This window comes from Anaerovirgula multivorans (assembly GCF_900188145.1).
In the GTDB taxonomy this organism is placed as follows: Bacteria; Bacillota; Clostridia; order Peptostreptococcales; family Natronincolaceae; genus Anaerovirgula; species Anaerovirgula multivorans.
Window position 1 is genome coordinate 1 of sequence record NZ_FZOJ01000018.1, and the last position, 19,012, is coordinate 19,012.

Annotated in this window: 16 protein-coding genes; 1 reads left to right on the forward strand and 15 read right to left on the reverse strand. The window is 35.3% G+C overall.

Annotation, left to right across the window (positions count from 1 at the left end; translation table 11 throughout):
- Nucleotides 1–247: 247 nt before the first annotated feature.
- The gene (locus CHB72_RS16095; RefSeq protein ID WP_089283908.1) at nucleotides 248–910 is read left to right on the forward strand and encodes a hypothetical protein; all 663 of its coding nucleotides are present in this window, start codon (nucleotides 248–250) and stop codon (nucleotides 908–910) included.
- Between the two features lie 617 nt (nucleotides 911–1,527).
- Here the strand turns inward: CHB72_RS16095 and CHB72_RS16105 are convergent.
- The 15 genes from CHB72_RS16105 to CHB72_RS16175 all read right to left on the reverse strand — a co-directional run bounded on the left by CHB72_RS16105 (nucleotide 1,528) and on the right by CHB72_RS16175 (nucleotide 18,923).
- Nucleotides 1,528–2,658 carry a metallo-dependent hydrolase gene (locus tag CHB72_RS16105; RefSeq protein ID WP_089283909.1) on the reverse strand — a complete coding sequence of 377 codons (1,131 nt, stop codon included), beginning with the start codon at nucleotides 2,656–2,658 and terminating at the stop codon, nucleotides 1,528–1,530.
- A gap of 99 nt (nucleotides 2,659–2,757) precedes the next feature.
- The gene (locus CHB72_RS16110; protein ID WP_089283910.1) at nucleotides 2,758–4,257 is read right to left on the reverse strand and encodes a tripartite tricarboxylate transporter permease; all 1,500 of its coding nucleotides are present in this window, start codon (nucleotides 4,255–4,257) and stop codon (nucleotides 2,758–2,760) included.
- 26 nt (nucleotides 4,258–4,283) lie between these two features.
- Nucleotides 4,284–4,751 carry a tripartite tricarboxylate transporter TctB family protein gene (locus CHB72_RS16115; protein ID WP_089283911.1) on the reverse strand — a complete coding sequence of 156 codons (468 nt, stop codon included), beginning with the start codon at nucleotides 4,749–4,751 and terminating at the stop codon, nucleotides 4,284–4,286.
- Nucleotides 4,752–4,777: 26 nt separating this feature from the next.
- Nucleotides 4,778–5,794: a tripartite tricarboxylate transporter substrate binding protein gene (locus CHB72_RS16120; protein ID WP_089283912.1), complete on the reverse strand. Its 1,017-nt coding sequence runs from the start codon at nucleotides 5,792–5,794 to the stop codon at nucleotides 4,778–4,780.
- A 30-nt stretch (nucleotides 5,795–5,824) separates the two neighbouring features.
- The gene (locus tag CHB72_RS16125; protein ID WP_089283913.1) at nucleotides 5,825–6,526 is read right to left on the reverse strand and encodes an RraA family protein; all 702 of its coding nucleotides are present in this window, start codon (nucleotides 6,524–6,526) and stop codon (nucleotides 5,825–5,827) included.
- 3 nt (nucleotides 6,527–6,529) lie between these two features.
- Complete coding sequence (locus tag CHB72_RS16130; protein WP_089283914.1) at nucleotides 6,530–7,507, reverse strand: 2-hydroxyacid dehydrogenase; 978 nt, start codon at nucleotides 7,505–7,507, stop codon at nucleotides 6,530–6,532.
- 498 nt (nucleotides 7,508–8,005) lie between these two features.
- On the reverse strand, nucleotides 8,006–10,036 hold the full coding sequence (locus CHB72_RS16135; RefSeq protein WP_176431418.1) for a sigma 54-interacting transcriptional regulator: 2,031 nt from the start codon (nucleotides 10,034–10,036) through the stop codon (nucleotides 8,006–8,008).
- A gap of 68 nt (nucleotides 10,037–10,104) precedes the next feature.
- Nucleotides 10,105–10,878 (reverse strand): REP-associated tyrosine transposase, encoded by a 774-nt coding sequence (locus CHB72_RS16140; protein WP_089283916.1) that lies wholly within the window; start codon nucleotides 10,876–10,878, stop codon nucleotides 10,105–10,107.
- 84 nt (nucleotides 10,879–10,962) lie between these two features.
- Entirely contained in the window at nucleotides 10,963–12,090 is a 1,128-nt protein-coding gene (locus CHB72_RS16145; protein WP_089283917.1) for a hypothetical protein, read from the reverse strand.
- 396 nt (nucleotides 12,091–12,486) lie between these two features.
- Complete coding sequence (locus tag CHB72_RS16150; protein WP_089283918.1) at nucleotides 12,487–12,906, reverse strand: MarR family winged helix-turn-helix transcriptional regulator; 420 nt, start codon at nucleotides 12,904–12,906, stop codon at nucleotides 12,487–12,489.
- 269 nt (nucleotides 12,907–13,175) lie between these two features.
- Complete coding sequence (locus CHB72_RS16155) at nucleotides 13,176–13,424, reverse strand: hypothetical protein (protein WP_089283919.1); 249 nt, start codon at nucleotides 13,422–13,424, stop codon at nucleotides 13,176–13,178.
- 76 nt (nucleotides 13,425–13,500) lie between these two features.
- Complete coding sequence (locus tag CHB72_RS16160; protein WP_089283920.1) at nucleotides 13,501–14,256, reverse strand: isoprenyl transferase; 756 nt, start codon at nucleotides 14,254–14,256, stop codon at nucleotides 13,501–13,503.
- Nucleotides 14,257–14,281: 25 nt separating this feature from the next.
- Nucleotides 14,282–16,246: an FtsX-like permease family protein gene (locus CHB72_RS16165; RefSeq protein ID WP_207652585.1), complete on the reverse strand. Its 1,965-nt coding sequence runs from the start codon at nucleotides 16,244–16,246 to the stop codon at nucleotides 14,282–14,284.
- Nucleotides 16,236–17,003 carry an ABC transporter ATP-binding protein gene (locus tag CHB72_RS16170; RefSeq protein WP_089283922.1) on the reverse strand — a complete coding sequence of 256 codons (768 nt, stop codon included), beginning with the start codon at nucleotides 17,001–17,003 and terminating at the stop codon, nucleotides 16,236–16,238. Before CHB72_RS16170 ends, CHB72_RS16165 begins: the two co-directional genes overlap by 11 nt.
- Before the next feature lie 27 nt (nucleotides 17,004–17,030).
- A complete protein-coding gene (locus tag CHB72_RS16175) occupies nucleotides 17,031–18,923 on the reverse strand; it encodes a serine hydrolase domain-containing protein (RefSeq protein ID WP_089283923.1) in 1,893 nt (630 codons plus the stop codon).
- Between the last annotated feature and the right edge of the window lie 89 nt (nucleotides 18,924–19,012).

A 19,012-nucleotide genomic window follows, 5' to 3' on the forward strand; every position in this document is an offset into this window, starting at 1 on the left:
ACAAAGTGCGCTATATAAAAATGAAAAAACATAAAAAAAATAAGCCTTTTCAAGCTTTTGAATGGGTTTTGAAATTTACAACTGTCAAACTCCCGTATTCTATGTAGTAATAAAGTCCTGTTTTAAGCTTTATTTCCTTCAACTTGTAGAAATATTGACAATGTATATTGCTTTTTTTTATAATTTTATGTATTATTTATTAGGGTAAAAAATAACAAATTAGTTTAATTGAGGAAGGGGTTTATTTATGACAAGATTTAAGAGAAGTATCTTAGCAGTATTATTAGTCACTTTATTTGCAATATTAATTACAGGGTGTGGAAAGAATAACATTGAAAAAGTTATAAGTTTAGGAAGTGTGGAGGGTTCTACATATACTAATGATTATTTTGGATCAACATTTACCATACCAGAAGAATGGGTAATTGCAGATGAAGAAGAGATGGAAATGATAACTAACATGGGTCAAGAGCTTATTGCTGGTGATGATGAGGAATTAAACAAAGAAATTGACCTTTCTAAAGAAAAAACCTTAAATATGGTAATGGCATTTAAATATCCACTAACACATACAGATGGTTATAACCCTAACATCATGTGTATTGCAGAGAACCTAAATCTCGTTGAAGGACTAGCTATTAAAAATGGAGACGACTACTTAGAGTATTCTAAGGAAGTCTTACAAATGTCAGGAATGCCGTATTCTTTTGAAGATGTATATACAGAAAAAATTGGTGGAAAAGAGTTTCATGTTTTGGTGGCAAAACTAGACTTTGGAGTAATGGAAATAACACAAAAATATTATTCTACCATTATAAATAAATATGCATTTAACTTTATTGTTTCCTATTCAAATGATGAAGAGTTAGAGGAATTAAATGGAGTATTAAATACTGTGGAATTTAAGTAATGGTATGATTGAATTGATATTACTAATAGTATAATAGTATAGAAAAAACAAAGAGACAGGTGGTGGGTTTGATGATACCTCGGGTTTACGATAGACTAAATCCCAGTGGTTTGCAATTAAACCCGTTACCTGTCCTTTTTAAATCACGAAATCACGAGGTGAATCACAGGGACGGTTCTTTTGATTATGCTAAGTGATTGATATAAGAGCTTGTGAAACTCCTAAAATCCTAGCCAATTGGCGCTGTGTTACTCCTTCTATGTATTTAGCCTTTTTAATTATCTTATTCCTTTGATCTTTTGGTAAACTCTTTATTTGCGCTACATTAATCCCTGATATTATCTTTTCAATTTCTAACCTTACGTCTTCGTCTCTCAGTCTTGTAGTAATAACATCATCTAAACAATTATCTTCATTTTCTTGCTCATTAAATTCCTTGAATCTTTTTTCCGCAATTTCATTATCTTCTGAGAATAATTTCAGTATCAGCTCACTATCTAACAGTTCTTGCGGATATAATTTCTTTCCATAGTATCCTGAACAACTACTCCATTTCTAATCCAAAAGAAATGACTAATCAATAGAACCGTCCCTATAATTACTATAATTAAAATTACTTAAAATTCTATATCCCTATAAACAATCTCACCGTCTCGCATCGTTAGCATCGTTCTTAACAGCTTCTTACCTATGATTTTGCTGCCTTCCCAATCCTCGTATAATTCCTCTTTTTTAATGATCTTTAGAATAGCTATATCAGCACAACTTCCCAGACTAAGGCAGCCTATCTCACCTTCCATACCTATAATACGTGCTGGCGCGCTTGTACATCTTTCTATTATCTCATTCATGCTCAGTCCCATATTCAAGTATTTTGAAAGCAAGAACATCATATTAAATATCTGTGGTTTTTTGTAAAGGCTTTTTACCGTAAGGTCTGTACTGATTACATCAGGCAAGAAACCATCTTTAATTGCCGCATTGGCCACTTTAAATGCGAAGTGGAATCTTGCATTCGCTACATCGAAAATAACGCCTCGTTGTCTCGCTGCTTTTATTTCGTCATATACTTTTCCATTTTCATCAATAATCGAATGTCCAATATTATGGTACGCATGTGTAACTACATCACCTTTTCTTAAACAGTTCACCAATTCTGTCATTGTAACAGGAGAATCGGTGCTATGAACAACCACATTAACACCTATTTCCTCTGCTAACTTGATCGTTTCCTTCAAGGGCTCTATTCCCAAATCTCCAACTACGTCTTTGCTGAGACGCACCTTTAAACTGATTAGTTCTCCCTTGTATTTCTCAAAAAGCCTTTTGATTTTTTTTCTATTAAAATATTCAGGATTTACATTTTCATGGTAACTACTGGTCACTAACCCTGCAGAACAAACGTTTAGATAGCATTTGATTCTCAGCTTGCTACTGTTAATAAACCCTCTATAATATTCATAATTGGCACATCCGCAGCTTCCTGCATCCACTACCGTAGTAATTCCTGAAGAAAAACAGGTAACCTCAGCAGGAATACCGATTTCTGTTAAGGGATATATGTGCACATGATAATCAATTAACCCTGGGGTTATTATATATCCTTCAGCATCGAGGATCTTTTCACCTTCTATATTGTCAAAGTTCCCAATCCCCACTATTTTTCCTTCTTTTACTGCGATATCAGCAATTTTATCAATTTTATTATAGGGGTCAATTAGTCGACCATTCTTGATTATGATATCCATTACAGGAAACACTCCTCGCACAATATTTTAGACTGGAGAAATTGAAAAGAAAGCAGGCTTTTAGCTGCTTCTCTTCATAATTGGGAGAATTAATATTTATTATATAGCATCTGGTGCAGCACCATCTTTTTTCTTAAGGTTCTTTTTAACTACTAATGCAACCGAAACTACAGCAGCTACTAAAAAGAGTGCAGAAATTGGTCTTGTTAAAAATGGAATTAGACTTCCATCACTTGCCATGAGTGCCCTTCTTAGGTTTACTTCAGCAATGGGTCCTAAAATAAATCCAATAATAAAGGGTGTCGAAGAAATATTTGCTTTGATGAATAAATAACCTACGACACCAAAGATGAATATACTCCATACGTCAAAGACTCTACTGTTGCCCCCAAATGCTCCTACTGCACAAAGGACCATGATGATAGGGAATAAAATACTTTTTGGTATATCCATAAGTTTGACGAAATATTTAAGTCCTGCGTATTCAAAAATAAGCATTGCGATATTCGCAACAATTAATGCTGTAAATATTGCATACATAACTACACCATTGTTTTTGAAAATCAACGGACCAGGTGATATTCCGTGAATCAAAAGCCCTCCTAATAACATCGCCGTTACCGTATTTCCAGGAATGCCCAATGTAAGTAGTGGTATTAAGGCTCCACCTGTTGTAGCATTGTTTGAAGACTCTGAAGCTACCACGCCATCAATAATACCTGTTCCAAATTTTTCAGGATATTTAGAAGCATTTTTTGTTGCACTGTAGGCTAGGATACTCGATGTTGAGCCTCCTACACCTGGGAGAATCCCAACCCCCAACCCTATTAGTGATGATCTTATCATATTCCAAAATTGTTCTTTGAATTCCTTTAGAGATACACCAAAGCCTTTAATTTTATACTCTTTGACTTTGCCTGTCTGCCCTGTAGTCTTTTGATAAGAAAATCTTATGATATCACTTACAGCAAAGAGCCCGATTAAAACCGTGAGAATGTCAAATCCCGAGGTTAAGTGATGGATACCGAATGTGAACCTCATATATCCATCAAGAGGCGCAATACCAATCATGGCTATAAGAATTCCCAATAATCCGCTAAGTAAACCGTTAATCATAGAATCACCAGAAAGACTTGCAATAATTGTAAGAGAAAAAATGGCGATCGAGAAATATTCAACAGGAGTAAATTTGAGGGCAAAGTCTGCCAAGGATGGTGATATAAAAATAAGGGCAATTACACTAATGATTCCTCCAATAAAGGAGTACAAAATACCTATACCTAAAGCTTTTCCCGCTTCACCTTTCTCTGCCATAGGCCCACCGTCAAAAATCGTTGCTATGGATGAGGGTGTCCCGGGAATTTTAAGAAGGATCGCTGAGATGAGCCCACCTGAAATCCCACCGATATATAATCCCATTAAAAGCGATATACCATTAATAGGCTCCATTCCAAAGGACATTGGTAAAAACAACACAACTGCCATTGTAGCCGATAGGCCGGGTATGGAACCGAAAATGATTCCAACAATTACACCAAGAGTTATCAGTAATAAACACACTGGCGACAGCAGTACTGCCAAAATACCTTCTAAAATCATTTGAACACCTTCCTTTCTTGATATATTTATCCTAACAAGCCAGCAGGAAGCATTAAGCTAAATGCCTTTACGAAAAGGAAATAAATGCAGACGGGCACTGTGATCGATATGATACCCATAATAATATAATTTCTTTTTTCAGCACTCATTAATAAGTACATTTGAAAAAATAAATATAAGGCAGAAGAAATAATAAATCCCAATACATTAAATAGAGCTACGTATAACCCCAGGGCTACTATTGTAAGTAGCCCGTTTAGGGTATTTTCATTCTTGGTAGATTTTTTTGTGTATTCAGGAGTATTCTTTTTGATTGAAAGCCCTAGTTTTACTACAGCCAAAATGATTATTCCCATAGTTACAATTTTCGGTGCAAAGGCAGGACCTACGTCTGCTTTGATTACAGTTTGAATTGTAGCGCTATATGCGAACACAGCAACACCAATGATGAGAAAAATCATAGAGGATAATATGTCTTTTTGCTTTTCACTCATTTTTTTTCCTCCCAACAGATAACTTTTTAAAGTGCACCTTCCATTACCGTTTTGATATATTGAATCATTTCTTTTTCTGAATTATATGTTTCTGTAGGATTCATATATTTTACTACTCCAAAGAAGGATTCTATTTCTTTCTGAAATTCTTCATTTTGAGAAATTTTTCCTAAAGCTTCATCAAATTTTTCTATAATAGCTGGATCTGTGCCTTTAGAGAAAGAGTAGGAGTATGTTTTAATTGCGGTTACATCATACCCCTGCTCAACAAATGTTGGGACATTTGGAAGAGTAGGAACTCTTTCCTCTGATAAAATACCCATAACAATAAAGTCACCTGACTCAATATAATCCTTAATTGTTGCATAGTTAACCGTCAAAACGTCTACCTGTTTTCCAAGAAATGCCGCTATTCTATCAGAGTTTGAAGAACCAACATCAAGTTCTTTGATATCTATGCCTGCAGCTTTTTCAAGCTGTACAGATACATAATGTGTTACGGAACCATGTACAGTAGAGTATGTTAATTTTCCTGGGTTTGCCTTTGCATAGTCGACCATATCTTGTAATGTTTCAAAGCCAGAGTCTTTGCGAACAACTACTGTATATGTGCTATCTTCAACAATTGTACCTCCAATGTCAAAGTCTTCTGTATATGAAAAATCTGCCAAGCCTGTTGCTTCCGTAATTAGACCTGCTGTATGTTTGAAAAGCACATTATAACCGTCGGGCCTATCACTCATAATTTTCGTTGCAGCAGTCATACCACTTGCGCCTGCCATATTGATAATAACGATTGTTTGACCCAATTCTTTCTCAAGATATTTTGCTGCAATTCTTGCATAAATGTCTGTATCACCACCTGCATTGTAAGGAACAGTCATCTGAATTGTCTTTTCCGGCCATTTAATTTCCTCTTGAGCAGCTTCTTCAGACGGATTAGTATTAGTAGGTTCTATATCTTTGCTTCCACATCCTACTAATGAACTTAATGTGAAAATCACTACCAGTAAAACAATAAATACTTTCGAATATCTTTTCACTTATATCATCCTTTCTTAAAATAATTATTCTTAAACCCTATAATAATCTTCTACAATTTCACAATTTTTCTTTATGAGAGTATCTTCAACCCATTGCTTATTTGCTGTCCCATTTTTAGCCGCTTCAACCTTGGCACTATCACTTGCTGACAATTTTATAGCTTCCTCTAAAAGCTTTTGCGCGTCATTTTTAGGAATAACAATGAGGCCATCTTTGTCACCTAATATAATATCACCAGGATTTACAGGTACTCCTCCAATAGCAATCGGAACATTTATTTCTCCAGGACCTTCCTTGAATGGTCCTCCTGGCGTATGCCCTGTTGCATATACAGGTATTTCCATTTTTGATATGGCATCGATATCTCTGATTGGTCCATCAAAAACAAGACCCGATATCTTTTTCGTATACTGTGCATAGGCTACCATTATTTCTCCAACTAATGCACGACTTCTGTCACCCTCATTGGATACTATTATTATATCACCTTCCCCTGCCAGTTCCATTGCCTTGTGTATAAAAAGATTGTCCCCTGGTCTTGCTTTCACTGTCACTGCAACACCCACCATAATATCTGTTTTAGAACTGGACATAATTCTAATCTCTGGATTTAATGCATATACTCTGTTCATACAATCACAAACATTTGCCGTCGGAATCGACTTAAATCCTTCTACAATCTCTTTGCTCGGTAATTCTCTTTTTAAAAATACTCTGTTTCCAATAGCCATTTCTTATCCTCCTATGTTTGCTATAAAATATTCTTTATTTACAACGTATTTAATGTCTTGTTGCTTTTCAAAATTAATTATATTTTCTGCCATCAGAGGAACCATATGAATAAGAAGATCTGCAGATGTTCCTCCAATATGAGGTGTCAATGTTACATTAGGTGCTTCTAGGATAGGATCTCCTAGCTGCACAGGTTCATTTGCTATACAGTCTAGACCTGCACCTAATATTCTATTGTTTTTTAGTGCCTCTATTAAATCCCCCTCGTTAATGATCCCACCCCTTGCTGTATTGATAATTATTGCAGTAGGCTTCATTAGCTCAATTTTTTCCTTATTAATTAAATTTCTTGTAGATTCTATTAAGGGTACATGTACACTAATGATGTCTGACGTTTTCAATAATTCTTCTAGCTCTACATATTTCATATCCAAGCTCTTTTCTTCTAGCTCACTCATTCTAAAAGCATCATAGTATTGTACAGTGGCTCCAAATGCTTGAACCTTTTTTGCCACTCCTTTACCAATACTTCCACAACCGATAAGGCCCACAGTTTTGCCTAAAATTCCGTAGGATCTATCCGTATAGGTATTTTTTGTCCATTCACCCTTTTTCATTGCATCATGTTGTACAATTAGATTTCTATAAACTGCTAGAATATGCATTACTGCTAACTCTGATACTGCATAGGCATTTGCGCCGGGGGCGTTTGCAACATAAATATTTCTTTCTCCTGCTGCCTCAATGTCAATTGTATCGAAGCCAGCTCCCCATTTCTGAATGAACCTTAAGTTTTTGTTTCGTTCAATTACCTCTCTATTAATTTTAAAAATTCTTAAGATAATAATCTCAGCATCTGTTAGATTATCGTACTTTTCCTGAGTATCTACTATCTCAATCTGAAATTTTTCCGCTGGGAGCAATTCTGTAAACAATTCTTTCGCTCCCGAGGGAAATATTCCAACTAAAGCAACTTTCATCCATATCACCTCTCTAAATATTATTGTGATTCTATATGATAGCAATAATCGTGCCAGAAGTACACGGAAAAGGTTTTCCTGTATTTCTAAGCTTTTTATCCAAATATAGTGAATAATTTATTAATTTTTTTATTTGTCATTTCAAAAGTGAAATGTTTTTATTTCAATTTTGAAATGTTTACTAGGCTTTTGACATATAAAATGCTTTTCGAATAGAAAAACTCTAGCATTGGTGCACTAATCAAAACGATGTGTTATGAAATCCTTTCTATGCTATCCTTGATAAAAAAAAGAACAAATTTGACTTCGTCAATTTGTTTTCGCTAGGGAACCCTAGGTTCCCTTCGACGCCGACAAAGTCGTCTGAGCATCCTCCTGAATACGACAGAGGGGAATCCCTCTGTACTCCCCATGTCTAGTAAATTAAAAACCATAATTTCCTAGACATTAATAAATCCCTATCATAGGAATAGGGATAAAATGGTGCAGCTAACAATTCTATAATATATTGAACTTTTTCATTCTGCGCCACAAGGTTGTTGTGCTGATGCATAATAACTCAGCTGCTTTTTCTCTATTGCCTCCTGTTTTTTCAAGGGCTTCTTTTATTATTTCAGCCTCTATCTGGGCAAATAAATTAGGTCCGAAGGAGCTTGTCTCTGATAAAATGTCTTTTTTCATTTCATTAAATATCTCTACCTTCTCTATGGCCTTAGAAGTTTTTTGAATGCCTGACGTATTCGTTTTCTCTCCTATAAGCATTTCGATAATGTTTATAAGTTTCGCTTCCGTTTCGGAAGCTGGTTTTTCTTTTGACTTATTAGAGTCTTGCTTATTAAAAGTCATATTTTTCAGAACTTCTGCCGTCTTTTCTCCATCAATTATTCCACCTTCACAAATAACCGTAAGTCTTTCAATAATGTTTGCAAGTTGTCTTATATTTCCAGGCCAATCATAATCGCAGAGCATTTGGATTGCGTCTTGCGCTATGATCATATTTGTCTTCGTTTTTTCTTTAATGAAATAATGTATTAGTTCCTTTACATCTCCTTTTCTATCTCTTAAAGGAGGTAACTCAAGTTCTAAAACAGCCAACCTGTAATATAAATCTTCTCTGAAATTGCCTTTATAAATCTCTTCCATTAAGTTTTTATTGCTAGCGGCTAATATCCTAACATCTATAGGAATAACCTTATCATCTCCTATTCTTGAAACCTCTTTTTCCTGAATTACTCTTAGAAGCTTAACTTGTACATCGGTGGAGACTTCACTTATTTCATCTAGGAACACAGTTCCCATATGAGCTAGCTCGAAGATACCTGCTTTCCCTTCATTTCTTGCTCCTGTAAAAGCCCCCTTTACATAACCAAAAAGTTCACTTTCTAAAATATTTTCTGGAAGAGCCGCACAATTTATTGCAACAAATGGCTGCCTTTTTCGGTTGCTATAATTATGGATGCTTTGAGCAAAAACTTCTTTTCCTGTCCCCGTCTCACCAATTATTAATATTGTACTATCCGATTGTGCATATCGAACCGCACGTTTTTTTACTACGTCTATGACCCTTGATCTTCCAATGATATCGGCAAAAGTTTTTTTTGCAACATGTCCACTACCTAGATGTTTTTTACGAATTTCCCTGTCAATAGATTGGATCTTATTCTCTTCTTGTATCGTTGCAACTGCTCCTATCGTTTTATCTTCTACTTTTATTGGTACACTGTTTATTACAATAGATTGACCTCCTATATTAATCAATTCACTAAAATTCTCTTTTCCTGTATTTGCTGTATCTATAAGTAGAGATGATGGAAGAATCTCTTTTATATTTCGTTGTTCTTTATAATTTAAAATCTTCTTGGCTATTTCGTTGATATGCATAATTTGTCCATCTATTTCAATCCCTACAATTCCCTCTGAAGTACAATTTAATATGGAATTAATGGTTTCATATTTTTCCTTTCGTTCTATCTCAATCTTCAAATCATGAAGAGCCTCATTCAGAGCTAGATTAATGGCAGAAGGGTCAGCCTGTCCCGCTACATACGGCACATTATATTTTTTTGCTGCTTTTGCCAGCTGAAATCCTCCTATAACGACCTTAGTACCATTATTAACATGCTCTTTTAATTTTTCTTTTATTTCATTTTCATTCTTAACCTCAGTTACACAAATATCAGTTTTCATTATTTGATTGTAATCGTTTGCCGCTTCACAAATATCTCTAAAACCGACAACTCCAATTTTATCTGAAATCTTTTTAGCACTTTCAACAGATAGATGCATATCAATAAAACCATGCCTTATATCGACAATAGGAACTCCAACTTTATCTCTTAAATAGGCGGCTGTTCCACCTCTGCATATTACGACTTTGGTACCTGATTGAATGGCCGCTTCTGCTATTTTATATGCCTCCTCCATAGTAGCTTCATATATAGGAAAATCTAGTTTTCTCTTTTTAAGTACCTCTTTAATTGTTGCCGTGAGAATAGAAGTTGTAGATATAAGTATTATTTCATTATTCAATGTTTTCACCTCCGTTAAACAAATCATAAATCACACACATAATCACAGGGACGGTTCTTTTGATTATGTTAAGTGGTTGATATCAGAGCTTGTGAAACTCCTAAAACCCTAGCCAATTGGCGCTGTGTTACTCCTTCTATGCATTTAGCCTTTTTAATTATCTTATTCCTTTGATCTTTTGGTAACCTCTTTATTTGTGCTACATTAATCCCTGATATTATCTTTTCAATTTCTAACCTTACGTCTTCGTCTCTCAGTCTTGTAGTAATAACATCATCTAAACAATTATCTTCATTTTCTTGCTCATTAAATTCCTTGAATCTTTTTTCCGCAATTTCATTATCTTCTGAGAATAATTTCAGTATCAGCTCACTATCTAACAATTCTTGCGGATATAATTTCTTTCCATAGTATCCTGAACAACTACTCCATTTCCAATCTTGAGGTTTGCTTACAAGTCCAGCTTTTATAGGATTTTGATGTATATACCTAATTACTGTTATAAGATATTCTTCACTTTCCACATTCTCACTTTTATACCTGTCTTGAAATAAATGCCCTGTCGTATCATATTTACAGTGATAATATGCTACAAAGCTTACACCTATTCTCTTCATAGTTGTTGCAAGCTCCTCTTTACCTTCTTCAACAAGTAAATGTATGTGATTATTCATCAAACACCAACCATATATCTTAATTTCACTTTTCACTTTATATTTTGCTAAAGTTTCAAGGAATTTTAAGCAATCCTCATCATCATGAAATATCTCCTGTCTATTTGCGCCTCTAATTATTACATGATATATACCACTTTTACTTTTCACTCTTGCAGTTCTTGGCATTCTGATTACTCCTTTGTGTTTTTCCTCTATTCTACTACAAAAGAAATGACTAATCAATAGAACCGTCCCTATAATTTTTAAAATTCATCGATAATCTTTCCTTTTCCATTCAGAATTCATTGTAGGCTGACCTTTCTCATTCAATTCAATCTCTGCAGTCCATATGTAGGTTTTTGTCCAATTCTTAAACATGGGAATTGCTGCATAGAGAAGTTTCATTGACCACTTTGGCTCATTCGGCTTCCAGCCTCCGTTTGGATGGACCTTCATTTTGATTTTACTTCCATACCTGGAAAGCTCATATTCCCCACTGACAGTGCCTGTCGTCTTTTCACTGGCTATGGTAATTTTTCCTTTTACGCTTGCTCCATCGTGGATACATACAATGTCTGGCACTGCTGGTTTAAAGTAAACTGTAAGGCTATGTTTTTCATTTGCGATACTCATTTGCTTAATTTCATAATGACCTTTATTATCTATCAAATCATATGTTGTATCTTTATCTTGTATCTGCAATTTGCCACTAAGTTCTAGGGGATATAACGTCTCTAGGCCCGCAACATTCCATTTTACCAGGAAGGGGTCTATCGAATATCGTATATAATATATCTTAGACCCATCTACAAGCAGTGGGATCTTATCTACTTTATGTTCTCTTCCTGCTATGGTAATCTGTATTTCCGTTCCAGTCCGTCTGATGAAATCAATATCATACAACATAAACAGTGGCAAGGCATCAGGCTTATATGTACCAGCACCCAAAGGAGCAAGTATATTAAATGGCTTAGGCGTTTTTTTGTTGTTTTCTTTTATTTTTATTTCTATTTGTCTCCCAATTTTATCCTCAAAGGTGTAGAAAAGATCCACTCCTTCGGAGGTAATTTCGTACCTTGCATTTTTCATAGGCCTCTCTATCAAGTCCCTCAGACCTTTTCCAACCTGATTGAAGTCATTGGAATTAAAGATCAGCCCAGGCTGATAATACACATCAACGTAACCGTCGTTGCGCGTTGCTAAGATTCTCATCCCTTTACCGTAAATGTTATCATCAAATATTTGCGACTCAAAAGTGGTATAGATTTCATCGGGATCATTCTCTATCCCAAAAATGATTAAGCGCTCCATTGGCTCAAGCTTGAAATTGAAGGGCGAATATATTATTCCGTTTGATTGCGTTCCGTAAATACTGCTGGGATTATTGTCTGATATCATAAAATCCTCCTTATAAGTTGAGAAAATTTCCAGTTGAACAAAATAAAAACAATCAATAAAAACACTGTGGACAATGCAGATCCCCACGTCTTCCAGCATCTATAATAAAGTGCTTCAATAATGGCATATAAGAAAAATAAACTAAGTACAAAAAAAAGTAAATGGAATTTGAAATAAAAGAGAACACTGAGACTGAAAAAACAAAATTCCAAATATCAGCATGCAGATGGCCTTAAACTTGATTTTTCTTTCACAAATATTTTTCGGCAATTTCCTATACTGTTTCTTTGCCAAAGCTATTCGCTGTTTTTTGATTATGTATAGCAAATTTGTTAAAATCTCAGCTGCACCAAAAACAATAAAAATATTCTGAAGATCTCCTGTCCCATGCTCGCCCTACGATAAGTTATCAATAATTCTATTTAATGCCCTGTATAATATTTTTACTTCGTCCTCACTAAGCCCATTTAATGCTTCATTTGTAATTTCCAAGGACAAGCTTTCGATATCACTTATTATTCCTTTGGATTTAGAAGTCAAGCCTATAACATATGATCTGTTATCATTTTTATCTAAGTTTTTTTTCAAATATTCTTTCTTATATAGTATTGATATGACACTGCCGATAGTTGCTCTGTCTCCTGCCAATGCGTCAGCTATTTCCGCCTGAGACAACTCGCCACAATTATAAAGCAGTCTTAGTATAGCACATTGGGAAGTTGTTATCCCGTATTTTTCCAATCGTTTATTTACAGCTCTTTTGAAAAATCTGGAACTAGTACTTAACAAATATGCGAGTGCTTCTTGTTTTTTCATATAAATCCCCTCTTAGTTTGATATGTATACTTATAATAAGTGTACATATTATTTTTGTTGCTGTCAAGTAAAATTAAAGAGAATAAAAATGACCTACCTTTTGGGCAAGCCTCTTCCTAAAGTATTGGCAGAAATAAATGTTACAATCATAATTAGTGGGCGTTTCCTTTTCAAGTCTCCATAATGCCAGCACATCACTGCAAATATTGCAATGACAGGCAGAATGTCTCTAAACAAGATTGTCTCTCCAAATATCAAGCTGCAAAGCGTTAATGATATGTGTAAATGGATTGAGCATCAAGGCCCTCAAACAAATTTTCGGCAGAAAAAAGAGCTGTACTAACCCTCCCTTGAAATTTATTACTGGTAGTCATAAACCCAAGATTAGCAGCAACATCTTGAAATTTCAAATCTGAATCTGAAATCACCACATCAAACTTTTCATCTTTAGAAAGATTACTTTTAGCATATAATAACATCTCTTTTTTTAAGTAGCATATTTTGATAAAAATAGACAATAGGCTCTAACCTAGCTCTATCAACACAACCTAACCATGGGTTTTGATAGAATTCAGGTATTCTTATAATGAATGATCATATAGTTCTATATGGTTGGTAGCATTCAAAAGCTTTCTGAAGATGTTCACTTTTAAAATCAGGCCATAACACTTGAGTTGTCCATATCTGAGTCTTTGCCAGCTGCCATAATAAAAAATTGCTTACTCTAAATTCTCCACTGGTTCTGATTAAAATGTCCGGATCATCTTGACCTTTCGTATAAAGGTAGTTATGAATGGTATCCTCGTTAATATCGTCCTGCATTAACTTACCATATTGTACATCCTTTGCGATAGCTTGTACTGCATTTACTACTTCTTGCCTACCACCATAGTTTAAGGCTACGTTAACGATCATTTGATTATTATTCATAGTAACTTTTTCTGTTAATTCAATCTCATATAGTAAATCTTCGGGAAGATTTTCTTTTAACCCTATATGGTGAAACTGAATCCCCTTGCTGCGAATTTCTTCTCTCCACTCACGAAAGAAGTCTACAAACAGCTTCATCAGGAAATCAACTTCATTCCTGTCACGTTTCCAGTTTTCTGTCGAAAAAGCAAATAATGTCAGAATTTTTACACCAGTCCTTGCACATTCCTGAGTGATACACTTCATTGGTTTAACTCCTGCCTTATGGCCAAAACTGCGTGGCAAACCTCTTTGTTTTGCCCATCTTCCATTTCCGTCGCATATTATTGCAACATGCTTAGGGATGTTTTTCTTCTCGGTTTCTTTATCTTTATTATCTGACTTCTGTTGATTCAAAAATATTCGATTAAAATTAAACATAGTTTCTCCTTGGATGTTTTTATATTTAATACCCTTGTCCTTCCAGAATCCTCTTAAATCCACGTTTGCAGGCAGTGAAATATACTCCGTAAAACACTGTAAATACCATTACTGTGAACAATACCATTTTAAATATAGAAAAATTCCCTGCAAGTTGAATATAATTTGTAATGGCAGTCAAAGCAACTGCGCTATTACCGATTGTCAAAAGTAACGGTGTAAAAAAATAAACTGCCATTTGTAAAAATATTGAATCGTCAATCATTTTATCATCGACTCCGATTTCTTTAAGCGTTTTATATCTTTGTCTGTGCTGTGCAGCATCGGTCAGCTGCTGAAGTGCTAATACGGTGGTACTCATGATTAAAAAGGTAATACCGATATACAGCCCTGCAAATATAGCAAGTGCCGACATTCCATAAAGCTTTTGCAGAATCTCGAATCTGACAATAAGTAAACCATTTTTGTATTTATTAATTTCATTTGTTACCTTTTGGGAAAAGGCTTCATCGTATTTACCGTTTATATTGACTGTAACAACTTTATTTGCTGGAACGACTGCAGCAAGTTCTTCATCATTTATTACTGCAAATTCAAGATACCCTGCCACCAGGTTTTCGTCATACACACCTGCTATTTTTCGTGTAGTACCATCAATAATCAATGCCTTATTTACATCGACAAAATCCTTAACATACGGCTTTAGTTCAGATTCAATCACATGCAATGCAATTGCACCTTTATCAAGAGATATTGAATCAAGCCCTTTTTGCCTTCGCAGATGATTATAATCAGTCAGCTTGACTAACTCCAATTTCATATTTATAAGATTACTGTAAGCATTTGCATTTTCCTTTGAAGCTGCTTCCAGCGCCTGTTCCAATACCGTATCGGATAATGTTGCACCGGATGGATAAACCTCTACCTCAGTAATTAAGGATTTGTCATACCCTTCAGATTTAATATATTCGCCGATTAAAGCTATATCGGTATTAATTGGAGTTGAAAATTCAAAATCATTCGGCGATGCACGTTTCAGTTTGTTATTTGCGAAGTCATTCAGTCCGAAACCTCCTGCAAAAGCACATACCGTAACAAGAAGCATAATGGAAATAGTGGCTATCAATACCGTGTTGGTCATTATTTTGTTTGAAACCTGGCGAAGTGAAAAAATATTTAGCTTCTTATAATACAGCTTTTTATCTCTCGTCAGTACTGTCAATAAAAAGCCGGAAGCAGAAAAATAAAACAAATATGTACCTGCACTTCCAAGAATAAAAGCAGAGATAACCTTCTTTACATCATTGAAACGAAAGTCCTTACCGAGGGCAATAATATATGCCGCCACAAGAAGCATTGCTGAAAATGCAAATAATGTGATAGATATCCCCGTCTTTGCAAATCTGATCTTTTCATTCTTTTTGCCTGTCTGTAAAAGGTTGATAATTTTAAGACAAGCAATCTTATATGAACAAAATGCGGCAACTACAATAAAAATCAAAAGAAAAAAGAATACCGTCTTAATCAATGATGAGATAGAGACAGAAAACTTTAATGCTTCCAGCTCCTGCTCAAAGATCCTTGCTACAATAAATGACATCCCCTGTGAAAGAAATATTCCTGCAAAAAGGCCTGACAATAGTGCAGCAGCAGCAAGTATTAACATTTCTAGGAACAGCATCACCGATATTTTACGTGCTGACATCCCTAGCAGCATATAAATTGCAAGCTCCTTGCTGCGTTTTTTAATAATAAAGCTGTTTGCATATACAATTAAAAAGCCAAGTATTACACTGATAAAAACAGATAATGCATTGATAAAAATAGGCATTGTTTCCCTGATTTCCCTTGAAGAAGACTGCACCCCCTCACTAAACGGAATAGCGTTAAAAATATAGAAGATGGCGACAGCAAAGAAAAGTGTCAGGAGATATACTACGTAGTCTCCGAAGCATCTTTTTATATTCCTTATAACAAGTTTAGCGCACATCTTCCACATCACCGCCCAAGAGAGAGATTACATTGAGAATTTTATGAAAAAACTGCCTGCGTGTGTCATCGCCCCGCACAAGTTCTGTGAAAACAAGACCATCTTTTATAAACAGTATTCTTTTGCAAAAGCTAGCTGAAAATGCATCGTGTGTGACCATCAGAATAGTTACGCCAAGCTCCAGGTTAATTTTTTGCATAATTTCCATAAGCATCTGTGCCGACCTGGAATCAAGTGCACCTGTAGGCTCATCTGCAAGAATCAAGCTTGGATTGGTGACAATGGCTCTTGCCGCTGAAACTCTCTGTTTTTGTCCACCGGATATCTGATATGGAAATTTATGAAGTATATCGTGAATGCCCAATGCCCCGGCAATATCTTTAACTTTTTTATCAATCTGTCCCGGTACTTCACCTTGAATTGTAAGCGCTAACGCAATGTTTTCATGTACGTTCAGTGTATCAAGGAGATTGAAGTCCTGAAATATGAAACCCAGCTTTTTTCTTCTGAACTCCGCTAATTTATTTACACTAATCTTAGTTACTTCCTGTCCGTCAAGTATTATACTGCCGGAAGTTACCGAATCGATGGTGGAGATAACATTCAGGAGGGTAGTCTTACCACTGCCGGAAGGGCCCATAATTCCGGTAAACTCCCCCCTTTCGACACAAAAGCTCACCCCATTCAGTGCAGGAGTACGGTTATATTTACCGCCATATTCCTTTATTACATTTTCAACCGTCAATATCCTGTCCAAAGCTTTTCCTCCTTCTATTACAAAAAATTATATTTTAAAACCATTCATTACATACATAAATGCGAGATTAATTACAGCAGCTACTATGAGGATAGAATAATACAGCCTTGTCCGCAATAAATATTCATTTTCAACCCATGAATTAACAACATATATTGCAGAAACTGCACTAAGCCCAAATGAGAGATAACATACTACAGTTATTAATGGCATAATCACTTTCAAGACAATAAGCGTGTCGGCTGCCATGCACTTCAATGCCACAAATCCATTCAGTCCAAAATATGTAAGTATAAAAATACTCAATGAAAGCAATATACATTTGAAAATCAGAGACTTTGTATCCTGTTTTTTTCTGTTTCTAATCATGGATATGGGCATCAATATTATTGATAACAGCAAAAAAGGCAAGCAAGCTATTGCTGCTGTAAACAAATTCTTATCCGAACCGGATACCTTTTCAAAATCGGAACCCAGAAAGCTAAAAGCCATCCTGCCATCCTTCTCCGAAATCTTGCAATAATATCCGTTTTCTTTGCTATAGAAAAAACCATTACCTATATATTTAAAATTACACTTGAGGCCTTCACCGGTAAACGTAAGGTTTCCTGCTTTATCACATTGAACATTGCATGTAACCAGTACAGATTTTAGTTTTGTTACATCAGTGTGTCCATACCCGTCAAATACATATCTGCCATTTATTTCATTTACGTCCATATCCAGAGGAACATTTGCCTTTAGTAGAGCTTCAGCTTCCACATTTTCTGCTTTGGTCGTAAAGAAATCATAAAATTTATCAACAAATTCATTGCACACTTTGCCGCTTCCTTTGGAATCAGTATTTATCGCAATGAACATGCCAATGTTTTCTTCCGGCAAAATAGTCAATTTTGAAGAAAATGAAGGAAGATATCCTCCATGTTCAATGGTTCTCCGACCATTTCTAATTGTCTCATAAAATCCCAGTCCATAACCGGTCAATCTGTCATCATTTGGATACTGATGGTGATGCATATTGATTGCAGTATTTTCATTCAGTATTCTTACCCCATTGTATTCTCCGTTGTTAAGGTGCATACGCATGAAGGCAGCCATATCTGAAGCCGTAGCACAAATTGATCCACTCGGATGGTCACTGATTAATGTATATGCACTTTCTGAATACTTGCCATCCTTATATCTGTAAGGCTTCGTCATATTCTTAAGAATAGCTTCATTTAATCCGTATGATGAATTTTTCATTCCAAGCGGCTTCAGGATATTATCAGTTATATATTCATTTATCGGCTTTTCCGATACCTCTTCTACCAAGTAGCCCACCAGTGCCATACCATAAACATTATACTGACAAAAAGTTCCCGGCTCTTTTATAACTGGCGGCATGTTTTTCTCAAGTTCCTTTTCCAGTGACTGTAAAGAATCAAAAAATATATCTCCTGTACTTTTCAGGTACAGCGGCACCCTATCGTCCAGCCCTGCGGTATGGGTCAATAGGTTCCGGAGGGTAACCGGCTTTGAAAAAGGATTTTTAAGCTTAAAGGCTGTCAAATAATTGTTCACATCTTCATCAAGCGATAATTTACCCTGTTCAACCATCTGCATGGCTGCAGTTGCCGTAAACAGCTTTGAAACGGAAGCAATTTGGAAAGCAGTAGCATCGTGGTCTACAGGTGTCTTTTTATCAATATCGGAATATCCATAACCCTTCTCAAAAAAAACCTTCCCATCTTTTACAACAGAAACAACCGCTCCAGCCACATTATATTCATCAAGAATCTTCTTCATATACTCATCCGTCATTTGTTCAAAGGTATAAATAGATTTGTCGGAGGACTCGGCAAAAATAACACCTCCTCGCGATAAAGAAAAAACAGTAACAAAAAGCAATACTAAGCACATAATCTTTTTTATTCGCATATTATTTCTCCTTAAAATAATGTTTTTTATTTATGGAATATGTGCTTATTTTATTTTATCGGTTTATATATTTCCATCGATTTTTATAA

What these genes read in the sequence shown, in the direction of transcription:
- CHB72_RS16095 (WP_089283908.1), top strand. Translation starts at nt 248, where the DNA reads ATGACAAGATTTAAGAGAAGTATCTTAGCAGTATTATTAGTCACTTTA.
- CHB72_RS16105 (WP_089283909.1), bottom strand. Translation starts at nt 2,658, where the DNA reads ATGGATATCATAATCAAGAATGGTCGACTAATTGACCCCTATAATAAA.
- CHB72_RS16110 (WP_089283910.1), bottom strand. Translation starts at nt 4,257, where the DNA reads ATGATTTTAGAAGGTATTTTGGCAGTACTGCTGTCGCCAGTGTGTTTA.
- CHB72_RS16115 (WP_089283911.1), bottom strand. Translation starts at nt 4,751, where the DNA reads ATGAGTGAAAAGCAAAAAGACATATTATCCTCTATGATTTTTCTCATC.
- CHB72_RS16125 (WP_089283913.1), bottom strand. Translation starts at nt 6,526, where the DNA reads ATGGCTATTGGAAACAGAGTATTTTTAAAAAGAGAATTACCGAGCAAA.
- CHB72_RS16130 (WP_089283914.1), bottom strand. Translation starts at nt 7,507, where the DNA reads ATGAAAGTTGCTTTAGTTGGAATATTTCCCTCGGGAGCGAAAGAATTG.
- CHB72_RS16140 (WP_089283916.1), bottom strand. Translation starts at nt 10,878, where the DNA reads ATGCCAAGAACTGCAAGAGTGAAAAGTAAAAGTGGTATATATCATGTA.
- CHB72_RS16145 (WP_089283917.1), bottom strand. Translation starts at nt 12,090, where the DNA reads ATGATATCAGACAATAATCCCAGCAGTATTTACGGAACGCAATCAAAC.
- CHB72_RS16150 (WP_089283918.1), bottom strand. Translation starts at nt 12,906, where the DNA reads ATGAAAAAACAAGAAGCACTCGCATATTTGTTAAGTACTAGTTCCAGA.
- CHB72_RS16160 (WP_089283920.1), bottom strand. Translation starts at nt 14,256, where the DNA reads ATGTTTAATTTTAATCGAATATTTTTGAATCAACAGAAGTCAGATAAT.
- CHB72_RS16165 (WP_207652585.1), bottom strand. Translation starts at nt 16,246, where the DNA reads ATGTGCGCTAAACTTGTTATAAGGAATATAAAAAGATGCTTCGGAGAC.
- CHB72_RS16175 (WP_089283923.1), bottom strand. Translation starts at nt 18,923, where the DNA reads ATGCGAATAAAAAAGATTATGTGCTTAGTATTGCTTTTTGTTACTGTT.